Source organism: Microbacterium sp. W4I4 (assembly GCF_030816235.1).
Taxonomy (GTDB): Bacteria; Actinomycetota; Actinomycetes; order Actinomycetales; family Microbacteriaceae; genus Microbacterium.
This window is the reverse complement of the sequence record NZ_JAUSXT010000001.1, coordinates 2,578,685-2,596,564: the sequence shown is the minus strand read 5'-3', so window position 1 is coordinate 2,596,564 and position 17,880 is coordinate 2,578,685. Positions and strand designations below refer to the sequence as shown.

Genomic DNA, 17,880 nt, shown 5'->3' with positions numbered 1-17,880 from the left:
TCCGTTGCACGCGGCGCTCAAGCGAACAGGTCGTCGAAAGCGTCCAGGCGGATGCGCGGCGCGGCGGGCGTGGGAACCGCCTCCACGGCCTGGGTGGGTTCGGATGCCGACGTGTCCACGGCATCCATCACCTCACGCGCATCAGCCGTCAGGAACCTGCTCGGTTTGGCGATCACGTGCTTGGCCAGGAACGAGGTCGGATGCGTGGGCAGCCGAGACGGTGCGTACACGTCGAGGGTGTCGCGAGCCCGGGTCAGGGCCACGTAGAACAGCCGCTGCTCCTCGTCGAGTCCGGCCGAAGACGACAGCGCCATGTCGGAGGGCATCGACCCGTCGCAGGCCCGCAGCACGTGCACGGCGTCCCACTCCAGCCCCTTGGCCGAGTGGATCGTGGAGAGCGTCACCCAGTCCTCGTCGAGGTGCGGCTTCTTCGCCCAGTCGCCGGCCACATTCACCGGGTCGATCGCCTGCTCGCTGACGAAGGTGCGCAGGTCGGGCTGCCGTGCGGCGGCCTGCGAGATCCCGTCGACGTCGGTGACGCGGCGCTGCCAGTCCGGGTAGTGCGCGCGCAGCAGCGGGTCGACCGCGCCCCGGCAGGCCTCGACGACATCGACGACGGACGTGGTGGCATCCACCGCCCCGAGCAGCGACAGGGTCGAAGCGAGCCCGGTGCGGGCCTTGGCCGGGGCCGCGGCGACAGCATCCGCCGCCCGATCGATTCCGCCGTCGGCGAGCATCCCCGCGAGCCCTCGAGCCGTCGCCTTGCCGATCGCCCGGTGCCGGGTGAGCAGCCGGTACCACGACACCTCGTCAGCCGGATTGAGCACGACGCGGAAACTCGCCAGCAGGTCGCGCACATGCGCGGTCTCGAGGTACCCGATGCCGCCGAACTTGTGGAACGGGATGTCGCGCACCTTCAGCTCGATCTCCAGCAGCGCGCTGTGCGAACCGGTGCGCATGAGCACGGCCTGCTCGCGCAGCGGCATCCCGTCGACGTGCGCGGCGAGGATGCGATCGGCGATCGTGCGCGCCTCATCGTCGGCGTTGCGGCAGACGACCAGCGCGGGTCGGACACCACGGTCGGCCCGGTCGGCGACGAGCCGCAGCGGCAGCTCGCCCGGGCGCACCACGTTCGCCAGGTCGAGGATCGGCTGCGTGGAGCGGAAGTTGCGCTCCAGCCGCACCAGGGTCGCATCCGGATGGGCGTCCATGAGATCGAGGAGGTGCCCGGCGCCCGCACCGCGGAAGCCGTAGATCGCCTGCGCGTCGTCGCCGACCACGGTGAGACCGCGCCCGTCGGGAGCGAGCCCGCGCACGATGTCGACCTGCAGCTGATTGACGTCCTGGTACTCGTCGACCAGAACCCAGTCCCATCGCGCCCGCAGGCGCGCGCCCACGTCGGGGTCGGCGACGAGCGCCCGCCAGGCGATCAGCAGGTCATCCAGATCGAGAAGCCCGCGCTCGCGTTTGCGGACGCTGTAATGCCGAAGCAGCCCGATGATGGCATCCGCGTGCTCCAGCGCCCACGGGAACTGCTCGTCGATCACCTTCCGCGCGGGCGTGCCGGTGTTGATCGCCCGCGAGCCGATATCGGCGATGGTGCGCGTGGTCGGCAGACGGGTCCCCGTCCCGTCGAGGCCGTGCTCCGAGCGCAGCAGATCGAGCAGATCGATCACGTCGTCGGGGTCGAGCACCGTGACATCCGCCAGTCCGAGATGCTGCGCATGCTCGGCGACGAGCCGATGCGCGACGGCGTGGAACGTGCCACCGGCGATGCGCTGCGCGGCCTGCGCGTCGCCGCAGAGCGCGGCGGCACGGGAGATCATCGATGCGGCGGCACGGCGGGTGAAGGTCAGCAGCAGGATGCGCTCGGGCGCGACGCCAGCCTCCAGCAGGCGCGCGACCCGCGACGTGAGCACGTGCGTCTTTCCCGTGCCCGCTCCAGCGGCGATCACGAGCGGGCCGTCACCGTGCTCGACGGCCTGCAGCTGGGCCTCGTCGAGCCCCGCGAGCGCATCACTTTCCGTCATACCGCGACGGTAGCGCCGGCCTCGGACATCCCCGGCGGTGCCCACCGGCGATCGGGTCAGTCCACCGGCGATCGGGTCAGACCGCGGTCGCGACCTCGATGAGATCGCGCCGGGTGGGGTCGAGATCCCGGATGCCGCCGCGCCAGAGCGCCGTGATGGGACGGGTGACCGGGTCGCTGTCGATCGTCACCTCGACGAGCCGGCCCAGATGCACGTCGTCTGCCACCACCAGCCGCGACAGCATCGCCGGCGCCAGTCCGTTCGCCACGGCGGAGCGCACGGCGGCCGAGGTCGGGAGCACGGCGATCGGGGCATCCGGTTCCCGGCCGAGCCGGGCACGGACGGCGTCCTCCCAGGTCCGTCTCGTGCCGCTGCCCTCCTCGCGCGCCACGAGCGGCGCTGCCGCGGCATCCGCCATCGAGATCGACGCGACGACGGCCCACGAATGCCCTGGCGCCACGACCAGCGCGAGCGCATCCGCCCCGACCACCGTGCGCGACAGCCCGTCGGGCAGCACCGGCGATTCGATGAACCCGAGGTCGGCGGATCCGTCGCGCACGAGCGCGGCCACCTCGACGCTGTTCCCGGCGATCAGCCGCACTGTGGTCGGCTCCACGCCGTCGCGCACCTGCCGGTCGCGCAGGGCGACCAGCCAGCCGGGCAGCATGTGGGCTGCGACGGTCTGGCTGGCGGCGACCGTCAGCTCGCGGCGGCGCTCACCGCGCAGCGTGCCGACGCCGATGCGGAACCTCTCGGCGGCCGCGAGCACCTCCTCCGCCCAGGCTGCGACCGTCTCGCCGGCAGGCGTCGCCTCGACGCCGCGGGTGGTGCGCTGCAGCAGCTCCAGTCCCAGCATCCGCTCGACGCTGCGCAGCCGCGCGGATGCCGACTGCTGTGCGATCCCGCATTCCCGGGCGGCGGCGGAGATCGAGCCGTGCCGCACCGCCGCGGTCAGCAGCTCCAGCGCCCGCAGGTCGGGAACACCACTCATCGCATCGGCCACCAGGTCTCCCACAGTTCAGAACTGTACCCCTATCGGCGTGCGGCCCCTACCGGCCGATCACATGATCCGAGATGCTGGACGGATGCAGCTGTCCCCCGTGCAGACCCTCCCCACCCGCCTCGGCCACCGCGGCATCGACGTACTCCCGGGCGTGCTGGTCACCGCGGCGATCGCCCTGGTCGCGACGGGCATCGGAGCGATCTGGCCCGTGCTCGGCTCAGCGGTTCCGGCGATCGTGATCGGGGTGCTGCTGTCGCTGCTGCGCCCCCGGGCGATGGTCGGACATGAGCAGGCAGATGCCCGGGTGCAGCCCGGCATCGCCTACTCCGGCAAGTTCCTGCTGCAGCTGGCCGTCGTGCTGCTGGGCGTGCAGCTCTCGATCGGCGCGATCGCGAAGGTCGGCCTCGAGTCGCTGCCGATCATGCTGACCACACTCGTGGTCTGTCTGCTGGGCGCCTGGGGATTGGGACGGATGCTGCGCACCGAGCGCCGCCTGACCACCCTGATCGGCGTGGGCACCGGCATCTGCGGGGCATCGGCCATCGCCGCCGTCTCGCCGGTGATCGGCGCGGCCGGCGCCGAGATCGCCTACGCCGTGTCGACGATCTTCCTGTTCAACATCCTCGCCGTGGTGCTCTTCCCGCTCATCGGACACGCGCTGAACCTCGACCCGCACACCTTCGGGCTGTTCGCCGGCACCGCCGTGAACGACACCAGCTCGGTGGTCGCCGCAGCCGGGGTCTTCAGCACCGCTGCCCTCGGCTTCGCCGTTGTCGTCAAGCTCGTGCGCACGCTGATGATCATCCCGATCAGCATCGGACTGTCGGTCATGGAGGCGCGACGCAGCGCCGACGGGCAGCCGCTCACCGGCCGGCGCATCGCGAAGCTCGTGCCGTGGTTCCTGATCGGCTTCGTGATCGTCGCGATCGTGAACTCCACCGGGGTGATCCCGGATGGTCCGCGCGAAGTGCTCGTGCACGCCAGCGTGTTCCTGATCGCCATGGCTCTCGCCGGCATCGGACTGTCCACCGACATCCCCGCCCTGCGTCGCGCGGGCTGGCGGCCACTGGCTCTCGGCGGAATGCTGTGGATCCTCGTCACGGTCACCGCGCTGGCGACGATCGCCGCGACGGCCGCCCTGCGCGGCTGACCGACCTGGCGGATGGCGTCCTTCACTGCGGACGGGTGTCTTGCGCGCGGAGCTCTCTGAGCAGTGCGAGCTGTTCACGGTTGATCGCCATCAACTCCTCGATCTCCAACTTCGCGGAGACGTTCGTCTCGAAGTCATGCTGCGCCAGCGCCGCTGCAAGCGCATCCTGACGCCGAGCGGCGATCAGGAGGATCGCACCCTGAAGACCGGCCAGCATACTCAGGAAGAGATTGAGCAGAATGTACGGGTACGGATCCCAGGCCACTGCGGTCGTGTTGATGATCGACCAGGCGACCATCAGAGCCAGGAAGATCCCGATGAACATCCAGGAGCCCATCCCGTTCCGCAGACGGTCGGCTGCCCGCTGGCCGGTGGTCAGAGTCTCAGTGTGGTGTTCATGCCAGTTCTGCGTGGGGCGCGTCATAGACGAAGAGTATGCGACAGCGCCGTCCCGGAGCCGTCGCACGCTCAGGAGGAGAACTCCACCTGGGGAGGAAGAATCCCGCAGAATCCTCCTCCCGAGCGTGAGTTCTCCTCCCGAGCCGGTGCGGTCAGCTCCGGCGCTTGCGCGCGGAGTTCTTGCGCGCGGAGATCACGATGACGAGCACGATCGCGACCAGCAGCACGACTCCCAGTCCGATCAGCAGCGGCCAGGGCGCCGCCTCCGTCTCGGTCGGAGCCTGCGCGGCAGGCGTCGACGAGGGCTGCGTGGTCTCCGCGGGCGTCGTCGCGGTCGGGCTCGGCGCCGCCCCGGCGAGCGAGAACGCATAGTCGCCCGACGTGGGGTGCCCGTCGCTGGACACGACCTGCCAGGTGACCGTGAAGGACCCGTTCGGCATGCCGCTCTTCAGCGGCACGGTCAGGGTGTCCGCATTGATCACGGGGTCGCCTGCCACCCAGTCGGTGCCGGACTCGTCGACGACGGTCATCGCGGTGCCGTTGTTGTCGTCCGCCAGCGCGAGCAGGTCGCCCGAGAAGGTGAGCACGACCTGCTCGGGTGCGGCGGTGAGCTGCGCGTCGAAGGCCGGTGAGCTCGACACGAGCTCGTCGTGGGCGGATGCCGGGGCGGCGACGGCGAGCATGGCGACGACGGCCACGGCGGCCCCCGCCAGTGCGGTGCGGATACGGAACATGGAAAAGCCTCTCTCGGATGCCGCTGCGCGGCGTCTGCATCTGTGGACGGCGTGCGCGTGCACGACCGCGGGCGCAGCGGGAAGCTGCGCGAAGGATCAGATGAGACGGAGAGGAGGGCCCCGGCGGTGGATCTCCGCGCGGAACGGCTCACGCCGCACGGGCGCGGGAGTCGCGATCCAGTGCCGCAGCGCGGGCAAGTCGAGGGCGACAAGGATCCCGGTGGGCACCATCCGGCGCAGCCAGGTGGCGAGATCGGATGCCACGGCGAGCAGCGCCCTGACGATCAGCTCTCCGCGGTGCAGCGCGACGATCGTCAGCACGGCGGCGACGCCGTGCGCGATCCACATGCCCGCATCCTCGGGCACCAGCACGGGCTCACCGGAGAACGCCAAGGGCAGGGCGCCGTGCACATGCGGCGCGAGTGCGCCGGTCGGCGTGATGCTGCCGAGCACGAACAGGGCGTGGAACAGCAGCTGCGAGGCGAGCACCGACAGGCTCAGTCGGGCGATCGACAGGCGCCGGCCTGCCAGCACGCCCGCCAGCAGAGTGCAGACGGTCAGCGACAGCAGCCACGGCACGGCGATTCCCAGCATCCCGGGCATCCCACCGCCGACCCACACATGCGATGCCAGCGCGATGAACGTCGCGAACGAGGCGCCGACGAGCCCGCGGAGGAGCGGGATTCTGCGGGAGGGGCGCACCCCTCCATCCTCTCACTTCGCGGCGGGAGCCTTGCAGATCGCCCCGTCGGCGATGGTCTGACCGTACTGCTCGGCCGTGAACGGCAGTCCGAACTCGGGCGCCGTCTGACCCTTCGCCGCCGGAGCCTTCGATGCGATCGCGGCGAGCTCCCAAGCGAGGTAGGCGGCGGTGCCGCCGCCGGTGGACGAGTTGTTCAGCGTGACCGCCACCGTGAAGCCGGTCTCGGGGTCGGAGTACGCGGCCGTCGCGTACCCGGGTACCCAGCCGTGCTGGCCGATCATCGACCCGACCAGATACGCCCCTCCGGTCGCCTGGTACCAGCTCGCAGCCTTGGGGCCCGACGGCAGCGGGGCGCCGTAGCGCGCCGGGGTGGCGTTCTTCTTGCGCAGCGCCTGACGCGCCTCGGCCTGCACATAGCGGCCGAGGTCGGTGATGGTCGAGACCGCACCCGAGTTGGTGAATCCGATGCTCGAGGAGCTCTTGGTGACATCGACCGGGGCTGTGCAGTCGTATCCGCCCTCGACCGCGGGCAGGAAGGCGCCCTTCAGAGCCGGTGCGGGCTTCGGGACCGCAGCCGCGGGCGAGGGGAGCGAGGTGGAATTCAGCTCCAGCGGGGTGGTGACGTACTTCGAGATCAGCTGGGCTGCGCTCTCACCCGAGATGCGCTCCAGCGCGAGACCGAGCATGAGGTAGCCGGCATCCGAATCGCGGTAGGTCGTGTGCGCGGCTCCGCGCTGCACGCCCAGACCGAAGCTGGCCAGCTGCAGGGGCGCCCATTCGCGATCAGGCGTGTTCAGCCAGTACGGCTTCGCCGCGGATTCGGAGGAGCCGACGCCGCTGGTGCCGTTGCACAGGTCGAGCAGGGTGATGTCGCTGAGGTCCGCTACGCCGGAGACGTACTTCGGAACGGGCGCGTCGAGCTTGACCTTGCCGTCATCCGCCATACCGTACAGCACGTCGCAGGTCATCATGCGGGTGACGGCGCCCACACGGAAGGACATGTCGGTGGTGACCTTGGTGTCATCGCCCGCGGCCTGCGTGCCGAGTCCGGTCACCCACTCGCCGCTCCACGGCACCCACACGCCGACGATGGCGCCGGATGAGCCGGTCGCGACCATGGCGTTCTCGACGGCGGTCTGCAGCTGCGTCGCGACGTCGTCGGGGAGCTTCGCATCCACCTGCTTCGGCGGCGTGTACGAGAACTCAGGTTCGGATGCAGAGCACCCGGTGAGTGCGAGAACGAGGGCGACGGCGCCGCCGACGGCAGCGCGCAGACGGCGCGACGAACGAAGGTGCATAGATCGACTCTCTCCGAGTTGGATCCTCCGAGTCTAGAACGCGAAGTCTGAAAGCCCGCCTGTCATGGCATCCGCTCTTCAGCTCTCCACCTTCTCAGCCTGCCGCGCCTCCCACGCCTCGCGCATGAAGCGGCGCACATCCTCGTCCACGCGGATGTCGCGGGGGCGCAGCGGGCGCGAGAGATAGAGCCCGTCGAGTGCGGTGAGCCGGGACAGGGCCACGTAGGTCTGCCCGGGGGCGAACGCGCCGGATCCCAGGTCGATGATCGCCCGATCGTAGGTCTTGCCCTGCGACTTGTGGATCGTCACCGCCCACGCCAACCGCAGCGGGAACTGCGTGAACTCCGCGACGACCTCGCGGGAGAGCGTCTTCGTGCCGGGGTTGTACGCGTAGCGGAACCGCTCCCAGACGGCGGGCTCCACATCGAACTCCTCGCCGTCGATGTCCACCCGCACCGATCCTCCGAGGATGCGGGTGACGGTGCCGATCGACCCGTTCACCCAGCGGGGCGGCTCGCCCTGCATGGCCACGTCGTTGCGGAGGAACATCACCTGCGCGCCGACCTTGAGCTTGAGTTCGGAGTCGGCGGGATAGTTGGCCTCGCCGCGCCCGAAATCGCCCGAGACCTCGGCGTGGGCGGTCTGCTCACGGCCGGCGAGCGCGGCGAGGTGACGACTGTTGATGCTGTTGACGATGTCGTTGCGGGTGGCGAGCGTGATGATCGGCACCTCGCCCGGCTCGGGCTCCGGGGGCGTGCGGGCGCCCTGCGTGTTCAGCGTCTCGGCGATCTCGGCGGTCACCCGGCCGTAGCGCACCGCGTTCAGCATGGCCTTGAAGCCGTCGTCGGCCTGCCGGTGGATCTGCACCAGCTCGTGCACTTGCAGCTTCGCGCCGTGCTCGCCGATGTCCAGCAGTTGTTGGGTCCCTGAGCCTGTCGAAGGGGCGATGCCACCGGTCCACACCTTCGCGTCGAAGAACCAGAACGAGCGGTAGTGGTCCTGGATGTAACGCAGCTCGTCGCCGCGCGGCGGCACCGGCGCCAGCTGATACGGGTCGCCGAACATCACCACCTGCACGCCTCCGAACGGCAGGCCGCGCTTGCCCCTGGCCTGACGCAGCGACCGGTCGATGGCATCCATCAGATCGGCGTTGACCATCGAGATCTCGTCGATGACGAGGGTCTGGATGGCATTGAGGATGCGGCGCGTGGCATCCGACTGGTCGATCTCGCTCTCGGCGATCAGCCCGATCGGCAACCGGAACAGCGAGTGGATCGTCTGCCCCTCGACGTTCAGTGCCGCCACACCGGTCGGCGCGCAGATCGCGATCTGCTTCTCGGTGTTCCACGCGAAATGCTGCAGCAGCGTCGACTTTCCGGTGCCTGCCCGGCCCGTGATGAAGACATGCTCGTCGGTGTCCTCGATGAGTCGGAACAGCGCCTGCTGTTCGTCGGAGAGGGTCACGGGCACGCACCCCATGTTAAGTCCCCCGCGCGGTCCGCGTGAGTCCGCGAATGTCGACGGGCGTGCGCATCACGGCTTCGTCCCAGGCCAGATCCCTAGACTTGCGCCATGATGCAGGGGCGGACGGTGTCACGGCGGCGAGCCGTGCTCCGAATCGACCTCGGCATCCTCGCCGTCATCGGAGTTCTGCTCATCGCCGCCCTCGGCGCCGGCGGCCTCTCGCTCTACCAGCAGATCTACAGCCCGTCGGCCTTCGTGCAGCGCTACCTCGATCTGCTCGCCACCGGGCGCGCCGCGGACGCACTGCGGGTGCCGGGAGTCTCAGTCGACCTGGCTCTGAATGGCGATGCCGAGATCGATGCAGCAGCATCCGAGGCGCTGCTGCGCACCTCCGCGCTGGGCTCGCTGACCGACTACGGGATCACCGCAGAGAAGCAGAAGGACGGCGTCCACAAGGTGACCGCCTCGTATCTGGCCGGCGGCGCGCACGGAACGTCCACCTACTCGGTGGTGCAGGACGGCTGGATCGGCGTGGTGCCGAACTGGCGCTTCGAGCGCAGCCCGCTCGCCGAGATCGAGCTCACCGTGCGCGGAGCCGACGTCTTCGCGGTCAACGGATTCGAGCTGGACCGCCGTCAGGTGTCCGCCCACGGCGCCGACGCGAAGCCACTGGATCCCCTGCACCTGCTGGTGTTCACCCCCGGCGTCTACTCCGTGACCGTCGACACGGCGATCTCCGCGACCCCCGGGGTCCGCGTGCTCGCCGATACGGCGCTGGCCAGCACACCCGTGGAGGTCCAGGCGCAGCCGACCGAGAAGTTCATCGGCATCGTGCAGCAGAAGGTCGAGGAGTTCCTCGCGAACTGCGCGACCCAGGAGGTGCTGCTTCCAACCGCCTGCCCGTTCGGACTCGAGGTGCAGAACCGCATCGCCGATGGGACGCTGCCGAAGTGGTCGATCGCTCAGCAGCCGCACGTGGCGGTCGAGCCCGACGGTGCGCAATGGCGGATCCCGACGACCGAAGCAGTCGCCCACATCGACGTGAAGATCAAGTCGGTCTTCGACGGGTCGGTGCACGACGTGTCGGAGGACGTGCCCTTCCAGGTCGACGGCACCATCAGTATCCTGCCCGACGGTTCGGCGCAGATCCGGGTCGGCTCCCCCGACGCCGACACCGATACCGAAACCGACAGCGATACCGACACCGAGTAGGGATCGTCGGCTATCGGTCCACCGTGGTGCCCTGCGCGCGCTCGGCGACGCGCTGATCCCGCGCGGCCAGCCTCGCGAGCTTCTCGTTGTACTCGTCGAGCTCGGCGTCGCCGGCGCGGTCGGTGAACCGGTCGCGGCGACGCTGCAGCTTGTCATCCGACCGCGACCACTGGATCGCCACCGTGATCGCCAGGATCAGCGTCGGGATCTCGCCCACCGACCAGGCGATGCCGCCGCCGATGTACTGATCCTCCATCGGCGTCGGACCCCAGGTGCGTCCCATGGATCCGAACCACTCGGCGACCATCAGACCCGACTGCATCATGATCGCCATGCCGAAGAAGGCGTGCATCGCCATCACGGCGATCAGGGTGATGATGCGGCCGGCGTGCGGCAGCCGGTACGGGATGGGATCCACGCCGACCAGCGTCATCACGAACAGGTAGCCCGAGATGAGGAAGTGCACGACCATCCACTCGTGGCCGAGGTGGTCGTACATCGACCAGCGCACCAGGTCGGTGAAGTAGAACGCCCACAGCGACACGATGAAGATCGCGGCGGCCACGAACGGGTGGGTGACGACCCGCGAGAAGGGCGAGTGCACCGCCCACAGGATCCATTCGCGCGCCCCGCGGGTGCCGTCGTCGCGTTTGTGGATGGCGCGCAGGGCCAGCGTGATGGGTGCGCCGCTCACCAGCAGCAGCGGGATGGCCATGCTCAGCACCATGTGGCCGAGCATGTGGATGCTGAACAGGTACTCCTGGTACAGGTTGATCGGCCCGGAGGTGACCCAGAGCAGCAGCAGGAGCCCTGCCATCCAGAAGATCGTGCGCTGCACCGGCCAGCGGTCGCCGCGCGCGTGCAGGCGCAGGACGCCCACGATGTAGAGGAAGACGCCGAAGCCGATCGCCACGAACCACAGGATGTCGATGTCGACCGAGGTGAACCAGCGACCGAGGGTGAGCTCGGGCGGCAGCGGCGTGCTGGTCAGGCGCTCAGCCGCCGTCTGCACGGCCGGGGCCGTGTCGCCCTGGGGCGGAGGCGTACGGGCCAGCGCGGCAGCGGCGCGCCGGATGCCAGGCCCATCAGTGCGAGCTCGCCGAGGACCAGAATCCAGAACGAGCGCTTCTCCTTCGATCCGGAGTTCGCAGCGGAGTTCGCACCGGCGAAGTGCGGGATGAGCCGGCGACGGTACCAGGCGCCGAACAGGCCGAGGGCGATCAGCAGGATCGCCTTGCCGATCACGATCAGGCCGTACGGAGAGAGCAGCTCCTCCCACGAGCCGACGGCGACGATGGTGCGGGCGATGCCCGAGATCGCGACGACCACGAATGCCGCGAGCGCGAGCGAGGAGTACCGGCTGACCAGGAGCGGCATGTCCACGGCATCCGACTTCGCGTTCTTGGTCTTGGTCTGCTTGGTCTTGGTCTTCGTGGTCTTGCTGCCGAAACCGCGCAGCACCACCAGCAGCATCAGGCCGCCGATCCAGACGGCCGCGCCGACGGTGTGCAGCAGGATGGCGTTGACGGCGACGTTGTGCCCGGCGAGATCACCGGCGTGGCCCTGGGTCGCGAGCGGCAGGAAGGCGGCCGCGGCGAGCACCGCCGTCATCAGCGTGCCGGTCCAGCCGCGCCATCCGAAGGCGAGCAGGGTGATGACCGCGCCCATCAGCACGGTGATCAGCCACGCCTGCCCGAGCGGGAGGGTGAGCAGGAACATGCCCAGCTGGTCACCGAATGAGCTGTCGGCCGTGAGCTTGGGGTTGAAGGCCGCCAGCAGCGTCATGACCGCTGCGACCGCGGAGGTCACGGTGAACAGTGCGGCGGCGATGGATGCCGTGTCGAGCGCCACATCGAACGGGCGGGTGCCGCTGCGCAGGCCGAACAGGGCGAGCACCAGAGAGCCCAGCATCGCGGCGCCGGCGAGGTTCGCGATCATCTTGACGATCGGCAGGCCCCACATCACGACGGGACCCGGATCGAGGAGTTTCGGGGGCACGGCGGCGCCCCCGACGACGAGGGCCGCGATGACCCCCGCGGTCGCGCCGGCGATGAGGATCACGAGGCCGGCGAGACGGTAAGACTTCACCCCTCCAGCCTACGGCTGATGCCTGTGCGCGACGCGGGAGAGACGGGCGCCTGGGGCACGAGAAAGGCCGCCCCCGAAGGGACGGCCTCTCTCTCAGCAGCAGTCTTACTTGACGGCAGCCTTCAGCTTGGAGCCGGCGGTCACCTTGACGCGCTTGCCAGCGGGGATCTTGATCTCGGCGCCGGTCTGCGGGTTGCGGCCGGTGCGGGCCGCAGTGTCGACCTGCTCGAAGGAGATCCAGCCCGGGATCGAGACCTTGCTGCCCTTGGCGACAGCATCGGAGACGGTGCCGAAGAGCGAGTCGAGGACGCGCGAAACGGTCGCCTGGCTCTCGCCGGTTGCAGAAGCAATGCTCGCGACGAGCTCGGTCTTGGTGATGGACTTGTCAGCCATGTCATCCTCCAGCGACGACGGTCCGTCGCATCGTGTTGATTTCGGGGAAACCCCCGTCGGTCGATCGACCGCCTTGAATGTATCAACCTGAGACGGTAAAACCGCGTCATTTCGCGGGTTTCGGCCTGTTTTCTCGGTGTGTCACGCCACAGGAGCCACTTCAGTCACATTTTCGGGGCCGACGGGGCATCGCGGCGGTCCTCCGCGCCTCCCCTGCTCGGGAGGAGAACTCCCGCTCGGGAGGAGTCCAGCGCGAGTTCTCCTCCTCCTCACAAGGAGTTCTCCTCCCGAGCAAGAGGGGTTCAGGCGGCGAGGTGCAGGCGCTGCGCGATCGCGGCCATGATCGAGGCCTGCACCTCGTGCCAGCGATCCATGAGCTGCGAGTAGCTGATGCGGATGACGTGGTAGCCGTGCAGCTTGAGCAGAGCATCGTGGGCGATGTCACTGGTGCGCTGCGCACCGACGTGATGTCCTCCATCGATCTGGACGACGAGGCGATCACCGATCAGGAAGTCCACACGATGCCCCAGCAGCCAGACCTGCGGCGTGATCGGCAGGCGGAGCCATCGCAGCCTGGTGCGGAAGATGGTCTCGGTGCCGGCATCCGCGAAGGGCGTCGCCTCCTGCAGCATCCGTCGTGCATCCGGAGGCAGCGGGGCACGTTCCAGCACGCCGGGATCGATGAGGCCCTTGTTGAGCGCCGACTCCCATATCGCCAGGGCCGACTCGTGCGCCTGGCAGCGGGCCACCAGTACGAGCGCGTTCTCCAACGAATCCTCACAGGAGTCCGGATGCCGAGGGAAGAGCGGCACGCTCCAGTGCATCACGCCCCGCTTCACCGTGGCGTGCCCGGCATGCGGCGGTGCGGCGAGGTGCGGCGTCGAGGAGTCGAGCACCCACAGGTCGCGTCGTGCAGCCAGCGTGACGCAGCTGAGCACCACCCCACGCCTGGCTGCGGTCACCAGCATCCGATCGGCCCCGGCACTGGCCACCCATCCGCGACGGACCGAGAAGATCCAGCCGCGTTCGCGAGCTCGCCTCAGCGCGTGAGGGGTGACGCCCAGCCGGCGCAGCGCCTCCACGCGGGCCACTCCGTCGAACTGCGCGAGCGCGTCCAAGACATCCATGGGTCGATCGTGGCCCCATGCGACAGCATCCGAAGTCCCGGATCACACGTTCTGTGGACAGATCCGCTGCGCTCGCGATTGTGCAGGACGACACGTGCTCCCCCGTCCGGGAGGAGAACTCGCACTCGGGAGGAGCGCTGCGCGAGGATCCTCCTCCCCACAGGGAGTTCTCCTCCCGAGCGGGTGCGGGCAAGGACGAGACCGCACCCCGGATACGCGAAAGGGGCGAGGATCCGAAGATCCTCGCCCCTCTACAAGCGGATGCTTACCAGCTCGACTTGGTGATGCCGGGCAGCTCGCCGCGGTGCGCCATGTCACGGAAGCGGACACGCGAGATGCCGAACTTCGTGAGGACACCACGGGGGCGGCCGTCGATGGCGTCACGCGAACGGACGCGAACCGGCGACGCGTTGCGCGGCAGCTTCTGCAGGCCGAGGCGTGCGGCCTCACGGGCCTCGTCGGTGGCGGTCGGGTCGACCAGGGTCTTCTTCAGCTCGAGACGACGCTCCGCGTAGCGGGCGACGATGACCTTGCGCTGCTCGTTCTTGGCGATCTTGCTCTTCTTGGCCATGTCTTAACGCTCCTCTCGGAATTCGACGTGCTTGCGGATGACCGGGTCGTACTTCTTCAGCACGAGGCGGTCGGGGGTGTTGCGACGGTTCTTCTTGGTCACGTAGGTGTAACCGGTTCCTGCCGTCGAACGCATCTTGATGATCGGACGGATGTCCTGAGCCTTCTTGGCCATTAGAGCTTCACACCCTTCGCCTGGAGGTCCGCGACAACCTTCTCGATGCCGCGCACGTCGATCACCTTGATGCCCTTGGCGGACACGTTCAGCGTGATCTTGCGACCGAGCGAGGGCACGAAATAGGTCTTCTTCTGCACGTTCGGGTCGAAGCGGCGCTTCGTCCGGCGGTGCGAGTGCGAGATGTTGTGACCGAAGCCGGGAACGGCTCCTGTCACCTGGCACACTGCTGCCATGATTACTCCTTCTATACCGTGAGGCCGGACGGCCTCACCCAAGATCCCTTGTCTGCACCCCGCCTCCGCGCACGGCCAGAGACCGTATCGAAGAGAGTGGGATGCGAACTGCGCACAGGAGGGCGCGCAGACAAGGAGTCAGTTTAGCATGCGGGGAATCACTTCTCGGACCCGGCCACCATCCCCTTGATGAAGTATCTCTGCAGCACGAGATAGACCACCAGCACGGGCAGCACCGAGAGCAGGGATGCCGCAGCCGCGGCCCCCACGTCACTGGAGGTCGTCGAGAAGAAGGTCGCCGTGGCCGGCGCGATCGTGCGCATCTCGGGACTGCGCATCAGGTAGACGCTCAGCGCGTAGTCGTTCCACACGTTCACGCTGGTCAGGATCACCACCGTGGCGGTCACCGGCGTGAGCATCGGCACCACCACACGGAACAGCACCTGCACGGCGCTGGCGCCGTCGACCGACGCCGCCTCCTCGATGGAGACCGGCAGCGCCCGCATGAACGCGGTGTACAGGAAGATGGCCAACGGCAGCTGGGTGGCCGTCATGACCAGGATCATGCCCCAGTAGGTGTTGATCGCATGCCACTGACTCATCATCGAGTACAGCGGCACCAGGATCGACAGCGGCGGGATCATGATGAGCCCGACCACACCGGCAAGCACGAGCCTGTTCGACAGGGTGGACCGGCGGGCGAGCGGGTAGGCGGCGAGCGCGCCGAGCACGCACACCAGCACCGTGGCGCCGAGGGTGACGATGGCGCTGTTGCCGATCGCGCGCAGGATGCCGCCCTGCTCGATCGCAGTGGCGAAGTTCTGCCAGTGGATGCCGGTGAGCCGCGGCAGCCATTGCGAGGACAGGTCGCTGCGCGCCTTCATCGCGGAGGTGACGGTGATGTAGAACGGCAGCAGCTGCAGCAGCACCGCGACCAGCACGCCGGCGCCGATCGCCAGGCGCCCGGGCCACGGGGCGCGGACGGCGGGGCGGACGGATGCCGCACTCACAGCTGCTCCAGCCGTCGCCGGTTGAGCATCGTGTTCAGCAGGAGGGTGAACACCGCGATGATGAGGAACAGCACGACGCCCATCGCCGAGGCGTAGCCGGCGCGCTGGCTGCCGAAGTACATCTTGGCGATGAGGGTGGACACCGAGTGCGTGGAATAGCCCGGTCCGCCCGCGGTGAGCACCTGGATGACGTCGAACAGCTTCATGCCGCCGATCAGGTTGAGCACGATGCTGGTCGCGAAGGCGGGCTGCAGCATCGGCACGGTGATGTGCCGGAACGACTGCGCGGCGTTCGCTCCGTCGAGTCGGGCGGCCTCGTAGTACACGGTGGGGATGGACTGCAGCCCGGCGAGGTAGATCACCATCGAGATGCCCATGAACTGCAGCGAGTTCACGACGACGATCAAGGCGATCGCCGCGCCCGAGTCGCTGAGCCACGCGGTGCGCTCCCCACCCAGGGCGATGACGAGATCGTTGAGACCGCCGCTGTTGTAGGAGAGGAACAGGTAGTACATCGTGCCCATCACGACGGGCGAGACGAGCACCGGGAGGTAGATGATCGCCCGGGCGACGTTGCGACCGCGCACGGATCTGTCCAGCGCGAGGGCGAGCCCCAGTCCGATGACCTGCTGCAGGATCGTCGACCCGACGCCGTAGATGAACGTGTTTCCCAGGGCCGTGCGGAAGTTGGGGTCGTCGAACAGCCGCAGATAGTTCTCCAGGCCGACGAACGAGCGCTCGGGAGAGTAGCCGTCCCAGTTCGACAGCGACAGCATCACGCCGTTCACGAGCGGCCACAGGGTGAAGACGCCGAGCACGGCGAGCGCGGGGAGGTAGAGCAGGTTGAGTCCGCGTCCCGCGAAGCGCGGGATGCTCGACCGACTCGTCGTCATCGCAGCGAGTCGTAGCTCGACTTCATCTGCGTCACGGCATCCGCCGGGGTCATCTGCCCGGTGATGACGCCATCGGTCGTGGTGACCATGGTGTCCCAGATGCCGTTGGGCAGGTACACCCGGTCGAAGTAGGGCTTGAGCGGCACGTCGCCGGGCTTGACGAAGGCGTCGTAGCTGGCGGTGAGGACGCCGAGATCGCTGGTGGCGTTCGTCAGCCCCGGGATGCCGCCGATGGACCCTGCCAGTTCGGAGAGGTTGTCCGGCTCCGCGAGGTAGGCCAGGTAGTCCAGTGCCTGCTTCTTGTTCGGCGAAGTCTTCGAGACGCCGTAGGCGCGCCCTTCTCCGCCGACGAGGAACGGCTTCCCGGTCTCGGACGGGATGGGCATGTAGCCGAGGTCGGCATCCGGGTTGAAGCCCAGGGCCGTGGCGACCAGGTAGTTCTGCACGAACACGAACGCCGTCTTGCCCTCGGCCAGCGAACGCCCCAGATCATCCGTCGTCGCCGAGGAGTAATCGGGGTTGAACCAGCCCATCTTCTGCCACGACGCGACGTGGTCGAGGATGCGGGTGTAGCCCTTCTCGTCGAAGGTGCCGTCCTTGAAACCCTCCAGCTCGGCATCCGTGAAGTCACCGGAGCCGAGGAAGTCGGCGATGTTCCCGGCGAACCAGCTGTCCTTGCCTGAGGAGGAGATCGGCGTGATCCCGGCATCCTTCAGCGTCTTCAGGGCCGCTTCGAACTGATCCCAATCCGTGAGCTGGGCGGGGTCGATGCCGGCGTCCTTCAGGACGGTGCGGTTGTAGACGATGCCGGCGACGTCGGTGTCGATCGGCAGCGCGAAGAACTGGCCGTCGGCGTTCTCCATCGCCGGGGCGAGCGCCGTGTTGAAGTCCTTCGCCCACGGCTGCTCGTTCAGGGGCTCGAGGAACTGGCTGTAGCGCAGCAGCGACCAGCCGTGCGTCGCCCAGATGTCGGGGATGTCGTTCGAGGACAGTCGCACCTTGATGTCGTCCTCGTAGGTGTCGGTCGAGGGCACCAGATCGATCTTCACGCCCGCGTTGTCCTTCTCGTACGCGTCGGTGATCTTCTGCAGCACCTTGAGCGACGGATCGGTCGAGCCGAAGTTGGTCTGCATCTCGATCTTCACCTCGCCGCCGCCACCACCGGTGTCTCCGGAGCATCCGGTGAGGGCGATCGCGGCGGTCGCGACGATCGCGATCGCGGCCGCTGCATGCTTGGCGGTCGTGGAATTCTTCATGTCTGGTCCTCGCTGTCTCTCGGCGTCACTGACGATGACGGACGGCTGGTGCGAAATCTCCCCGTTCGTGATACGTTACCCGCGTAGATCACTGGGGAACAGGGGGTCTCGGAACCGTACTGAGGGGCACGGTTCCGGG

The 17,880-nt window shown here is 68.3% G+C and carries 19 protein-coding genes; 2 read left to right on the top strand and 17 right to left on the bottom strand.

Annotated elements, in window-relative coordinates; all coding sequences use genetic code 11:
* Window positions 1-17 precede the first annotated feature (17 nt).
* Together QF046_RS12275 and QF046_RS12270 are read right to left on the bottom strand one after the other, a co-directional pair.
* Complete coding sequence (locus QF046_RS12275) at window positions 18-2,030, bottom strand: ATP-dependent helicase (RefSeq protein ID WP_307370172.1); 2,013 nt, start codon at window positions 2,028-2,030, stop codon at window positions 18-20.
* 76 nt (window positions 2,031-2,106) lie between these two features.
* Window positions 2,107-3,045 carry a LysR family transcriptional regulator gene (locus QF046_RS12270; RefSeq protein ID WP_307370170.1) on the bottom strand — a complete coding sequence of 313 codons (939 nt, stop codon included), beginning with the start codon at window positions 3,043-3,045 and terminating at the stop codon, window positions 2,107-2,109.
* A gap of 70 nt (window positions 3,046-3,115) precedes the next feature.
* On the opposite strand from QF046_RS12270, the gene QF046_RS12265 reads away from it, so the two are divergent.
* Complete coding sequence (locus QF046_RS12265; RefSeq protein WP_307370168.1) at window positions 3,116-4,183, top strand: YeiH family protein; 1,068 nt, start codon at window positions 3,116-3,118, stop codon at window positions 4,181-4,183.
* Between the two features lie 22 nt (window positions 4,184-4,205).
* On the opposite strand, the gene QF046_RS12260 is transcribed toward QF046_RS12265, so the two are convergent.
* From QF046_RS12260 to QF046_RS12240, 5 genes are all read right to left on the bottom strand, one after another.
* Window positions 4,206-4,607, bottom strand: coding sequence for a DUF1003 domain-containing protein (locus QF046_RS12260; RefSeq protein ID WP_307370165.1), 402 nt, complete (start codon window positions 4,605-4,607; stop codon window positions 4,206-4,208).
* 127 nt (window positions 4,608-4,734) lie between these two features.
* Entirely contained in the window at window positions 4,735-5,316 is a 582-nt protein-coding gene (locus tag QF046_RS12255; RefSeq protein WP_307370163.1) for a copper resistance CopC family protein, read from the bottom strand.
* A gap of 96 nt (window positions 5,317-5,412) precedes the next feature.
* On the bottom strand, window positions 5,413-6,018 hold the full coding sequence (locus tag QF046_RS12250; protein ID WP_307370161.1) for a hypothetical protein: 606 nt from the start codon (window positions 6,016-6,018) through the stop codon (window positions 5,413-5,415).
* A 12-nt stretch (window positions 6,019-6,030) separates the two neighbouring features.
* Entirely contained in the window at window positions 6,031-7,317 is a 1,287-nt protein-coding gene (locus tag QF046_RS12245) for a serine hydrolase (RefSeq protein ID WP_307370160.1), read from the bottom strand.
* Between the two features lie 78 nt (window positions 7,318-7,395).
* Window positions 7,396-8,787: an ATP-dependent RecD-like DNA helicase gene (locus tag QF046_RS12240; protein WP_373425730.1), complete on the bottom strand. Its 1,392-nt coding sequence runs from the start codon at window positions 8,785-8,787 to the stop codon at window positions 7,396-7,398.
* Window positions 8,788-8,889: 102 nt separating this feature from the next.
* Between QF046_RS12240 and QF046_RS12235 the strand changes: the two genes are divergently transcribed.
* Entirely contained in the window at window positions 8,890-9,993 is a 1,104-nt protein-coding gene (locus QF046_RS12235) for a hypothetical protein (RefSeq protein WP_307370156.1), read from the top strand.
* 10 nt (window positions 9,994-10,003) lie between these two features.
* On the opposite strand, the gene QF046_RS12230 is transcribed toward QF046_RS12235, so the two are convergent.
* The 10 genes from QF046_RS12230 to QF046_RS12185 form a co-directional block, all read right to left on the bottom strand.
* Window positions 10,004-11,005 carry a cytochrome c oxidase assembly protein gene (locus QF046_RS12230; RefSeq protein WP_307370154.1) on the bottom strand — a complete coding sequence of 334 codons (1,002 nt, stop codon included), beginning with the start codon at window positions 11,003-11,005 and terminating at the stop codon, window positions 10,004-10,006.
* Window positions 10,981-12,081: a copper resistance D family protein gene (locus QF046_RS12225; RefSeq protein WP_307370152.1), complete on the bottom strand. Its 1,101-nt coding sequence runs from the start codon at window positions 12,079-12,081 to the stop codon at window positions 10,981-10,983. Before QF046_RS12225 ends, QF046_RS12230 begins: the two co-directional genes overlap by 25 nt.
* 105 nt (window positions 12,082-12,186) lie before the next feature.
* Window positions 12,187-12,474: an HU family DNA-binding protein gene (locus tag QF046_RS12220; RefSeq protein ID WP_087129650.1), complete on the bottom strand. Its 288-nt coding sequence runs from the start codon at window positions 12,472-12,474 to the stop codon at window positions 12,187-12,189.
* A 302-nt stretch (window positions 12,475-12,776) separates the two neighbouring features.
* A complete protein-coding gene (locus QF046_RS12215; protein ID WP_307370146.1) occupies window positions 12,777-13,601 on the bottom strand; it encodes a DUF559 domain-containing protein in 825 nt (274 codons plus the stop codon).
* 265 nt (window positions 13,602-13,866) lie between these two features.
* The gene (gene rpsN, locus QF046_RS12210) at window positions 13,867-14,172 is read right to left on the bottom strand and encodes a 30S ribosomal protein S14 (RefSeq protein WP_307370142.1); all 306 of its coding nucleotides are present in this window, start codon (window positions 14,170-14,172) and stop codon (window positions 13,867-13,869) included.
* A gap of 3 nt (window positions 14,173-14,175) precedes the next feature.
* A complete protein-coding gene (rpmG, locus tag QF046_RS12205; RefSeq protein ID WP_307370139.1) occupies window positions 14,176-14,346 on the bottom strand; it encodes a 50S ribosomal protein L33 in 171 nt (56 codons plus the stop codon).
* On the bottom strand, window positions 14,346-14,582 hold the full coding sequence (rpmB, locus tag QF046_RS12200; protein ID WP_307370136.1) for a 50S ribosomal protein L28: 237 nt from the start codon (window positions 14,580-14,582) through the stop codon (window positions 14,346-14,348). The genes rpmG and rpmB overlap by 1 nt, the downstream gene beginning before the upstream one ends.
* Window positions 14,583-14,740: 158 nt before the next feature.
* Window positions 14,741-15,592, bottom strand: coding sequence for a carbohydrate ABC transporter permease (locus tag QF046_RS12195; protein ID WP_307370134.1), 852 nt, complete (start codon window positions 15,590-15,592; stop codon window positions 14,741-14,743).
* Window positions 15,589-16,485 carry a carbohydrate ABC transporter permease gene (locus tag QF046_RS12190; RefSeq protein WP_307370132.1) on the bottom strand — a complete coding sequence of 299 codons (897 nt, stop codon included), beginning with the start codon at window positions 16,483-16,485 and terminating at the stop codon, window positions 15,589-15,591. Before QF046_RS12190 ends, QF046_RS12195 begins: the two co-directional genes overlap by 4 nt.
* Window positions 16,482-17,741, bottom strand: coding sequence for an ABC transporter substrate-binding protein (locus QF046_RS12185; RefSeq protein ID WP_307370130.1), 1,260 nt, complete (start codon window positions 17,739-17,741; stop codon window positions 16,482-16,484). The genes QF046_RS12190 and QF046_RS12185 overlap by 4 nt, the downstream gene beginning before the upstream one ends.
* Between the last annotated feature and the right edge of the window lie 139 nt (window positions 17,742-17,880).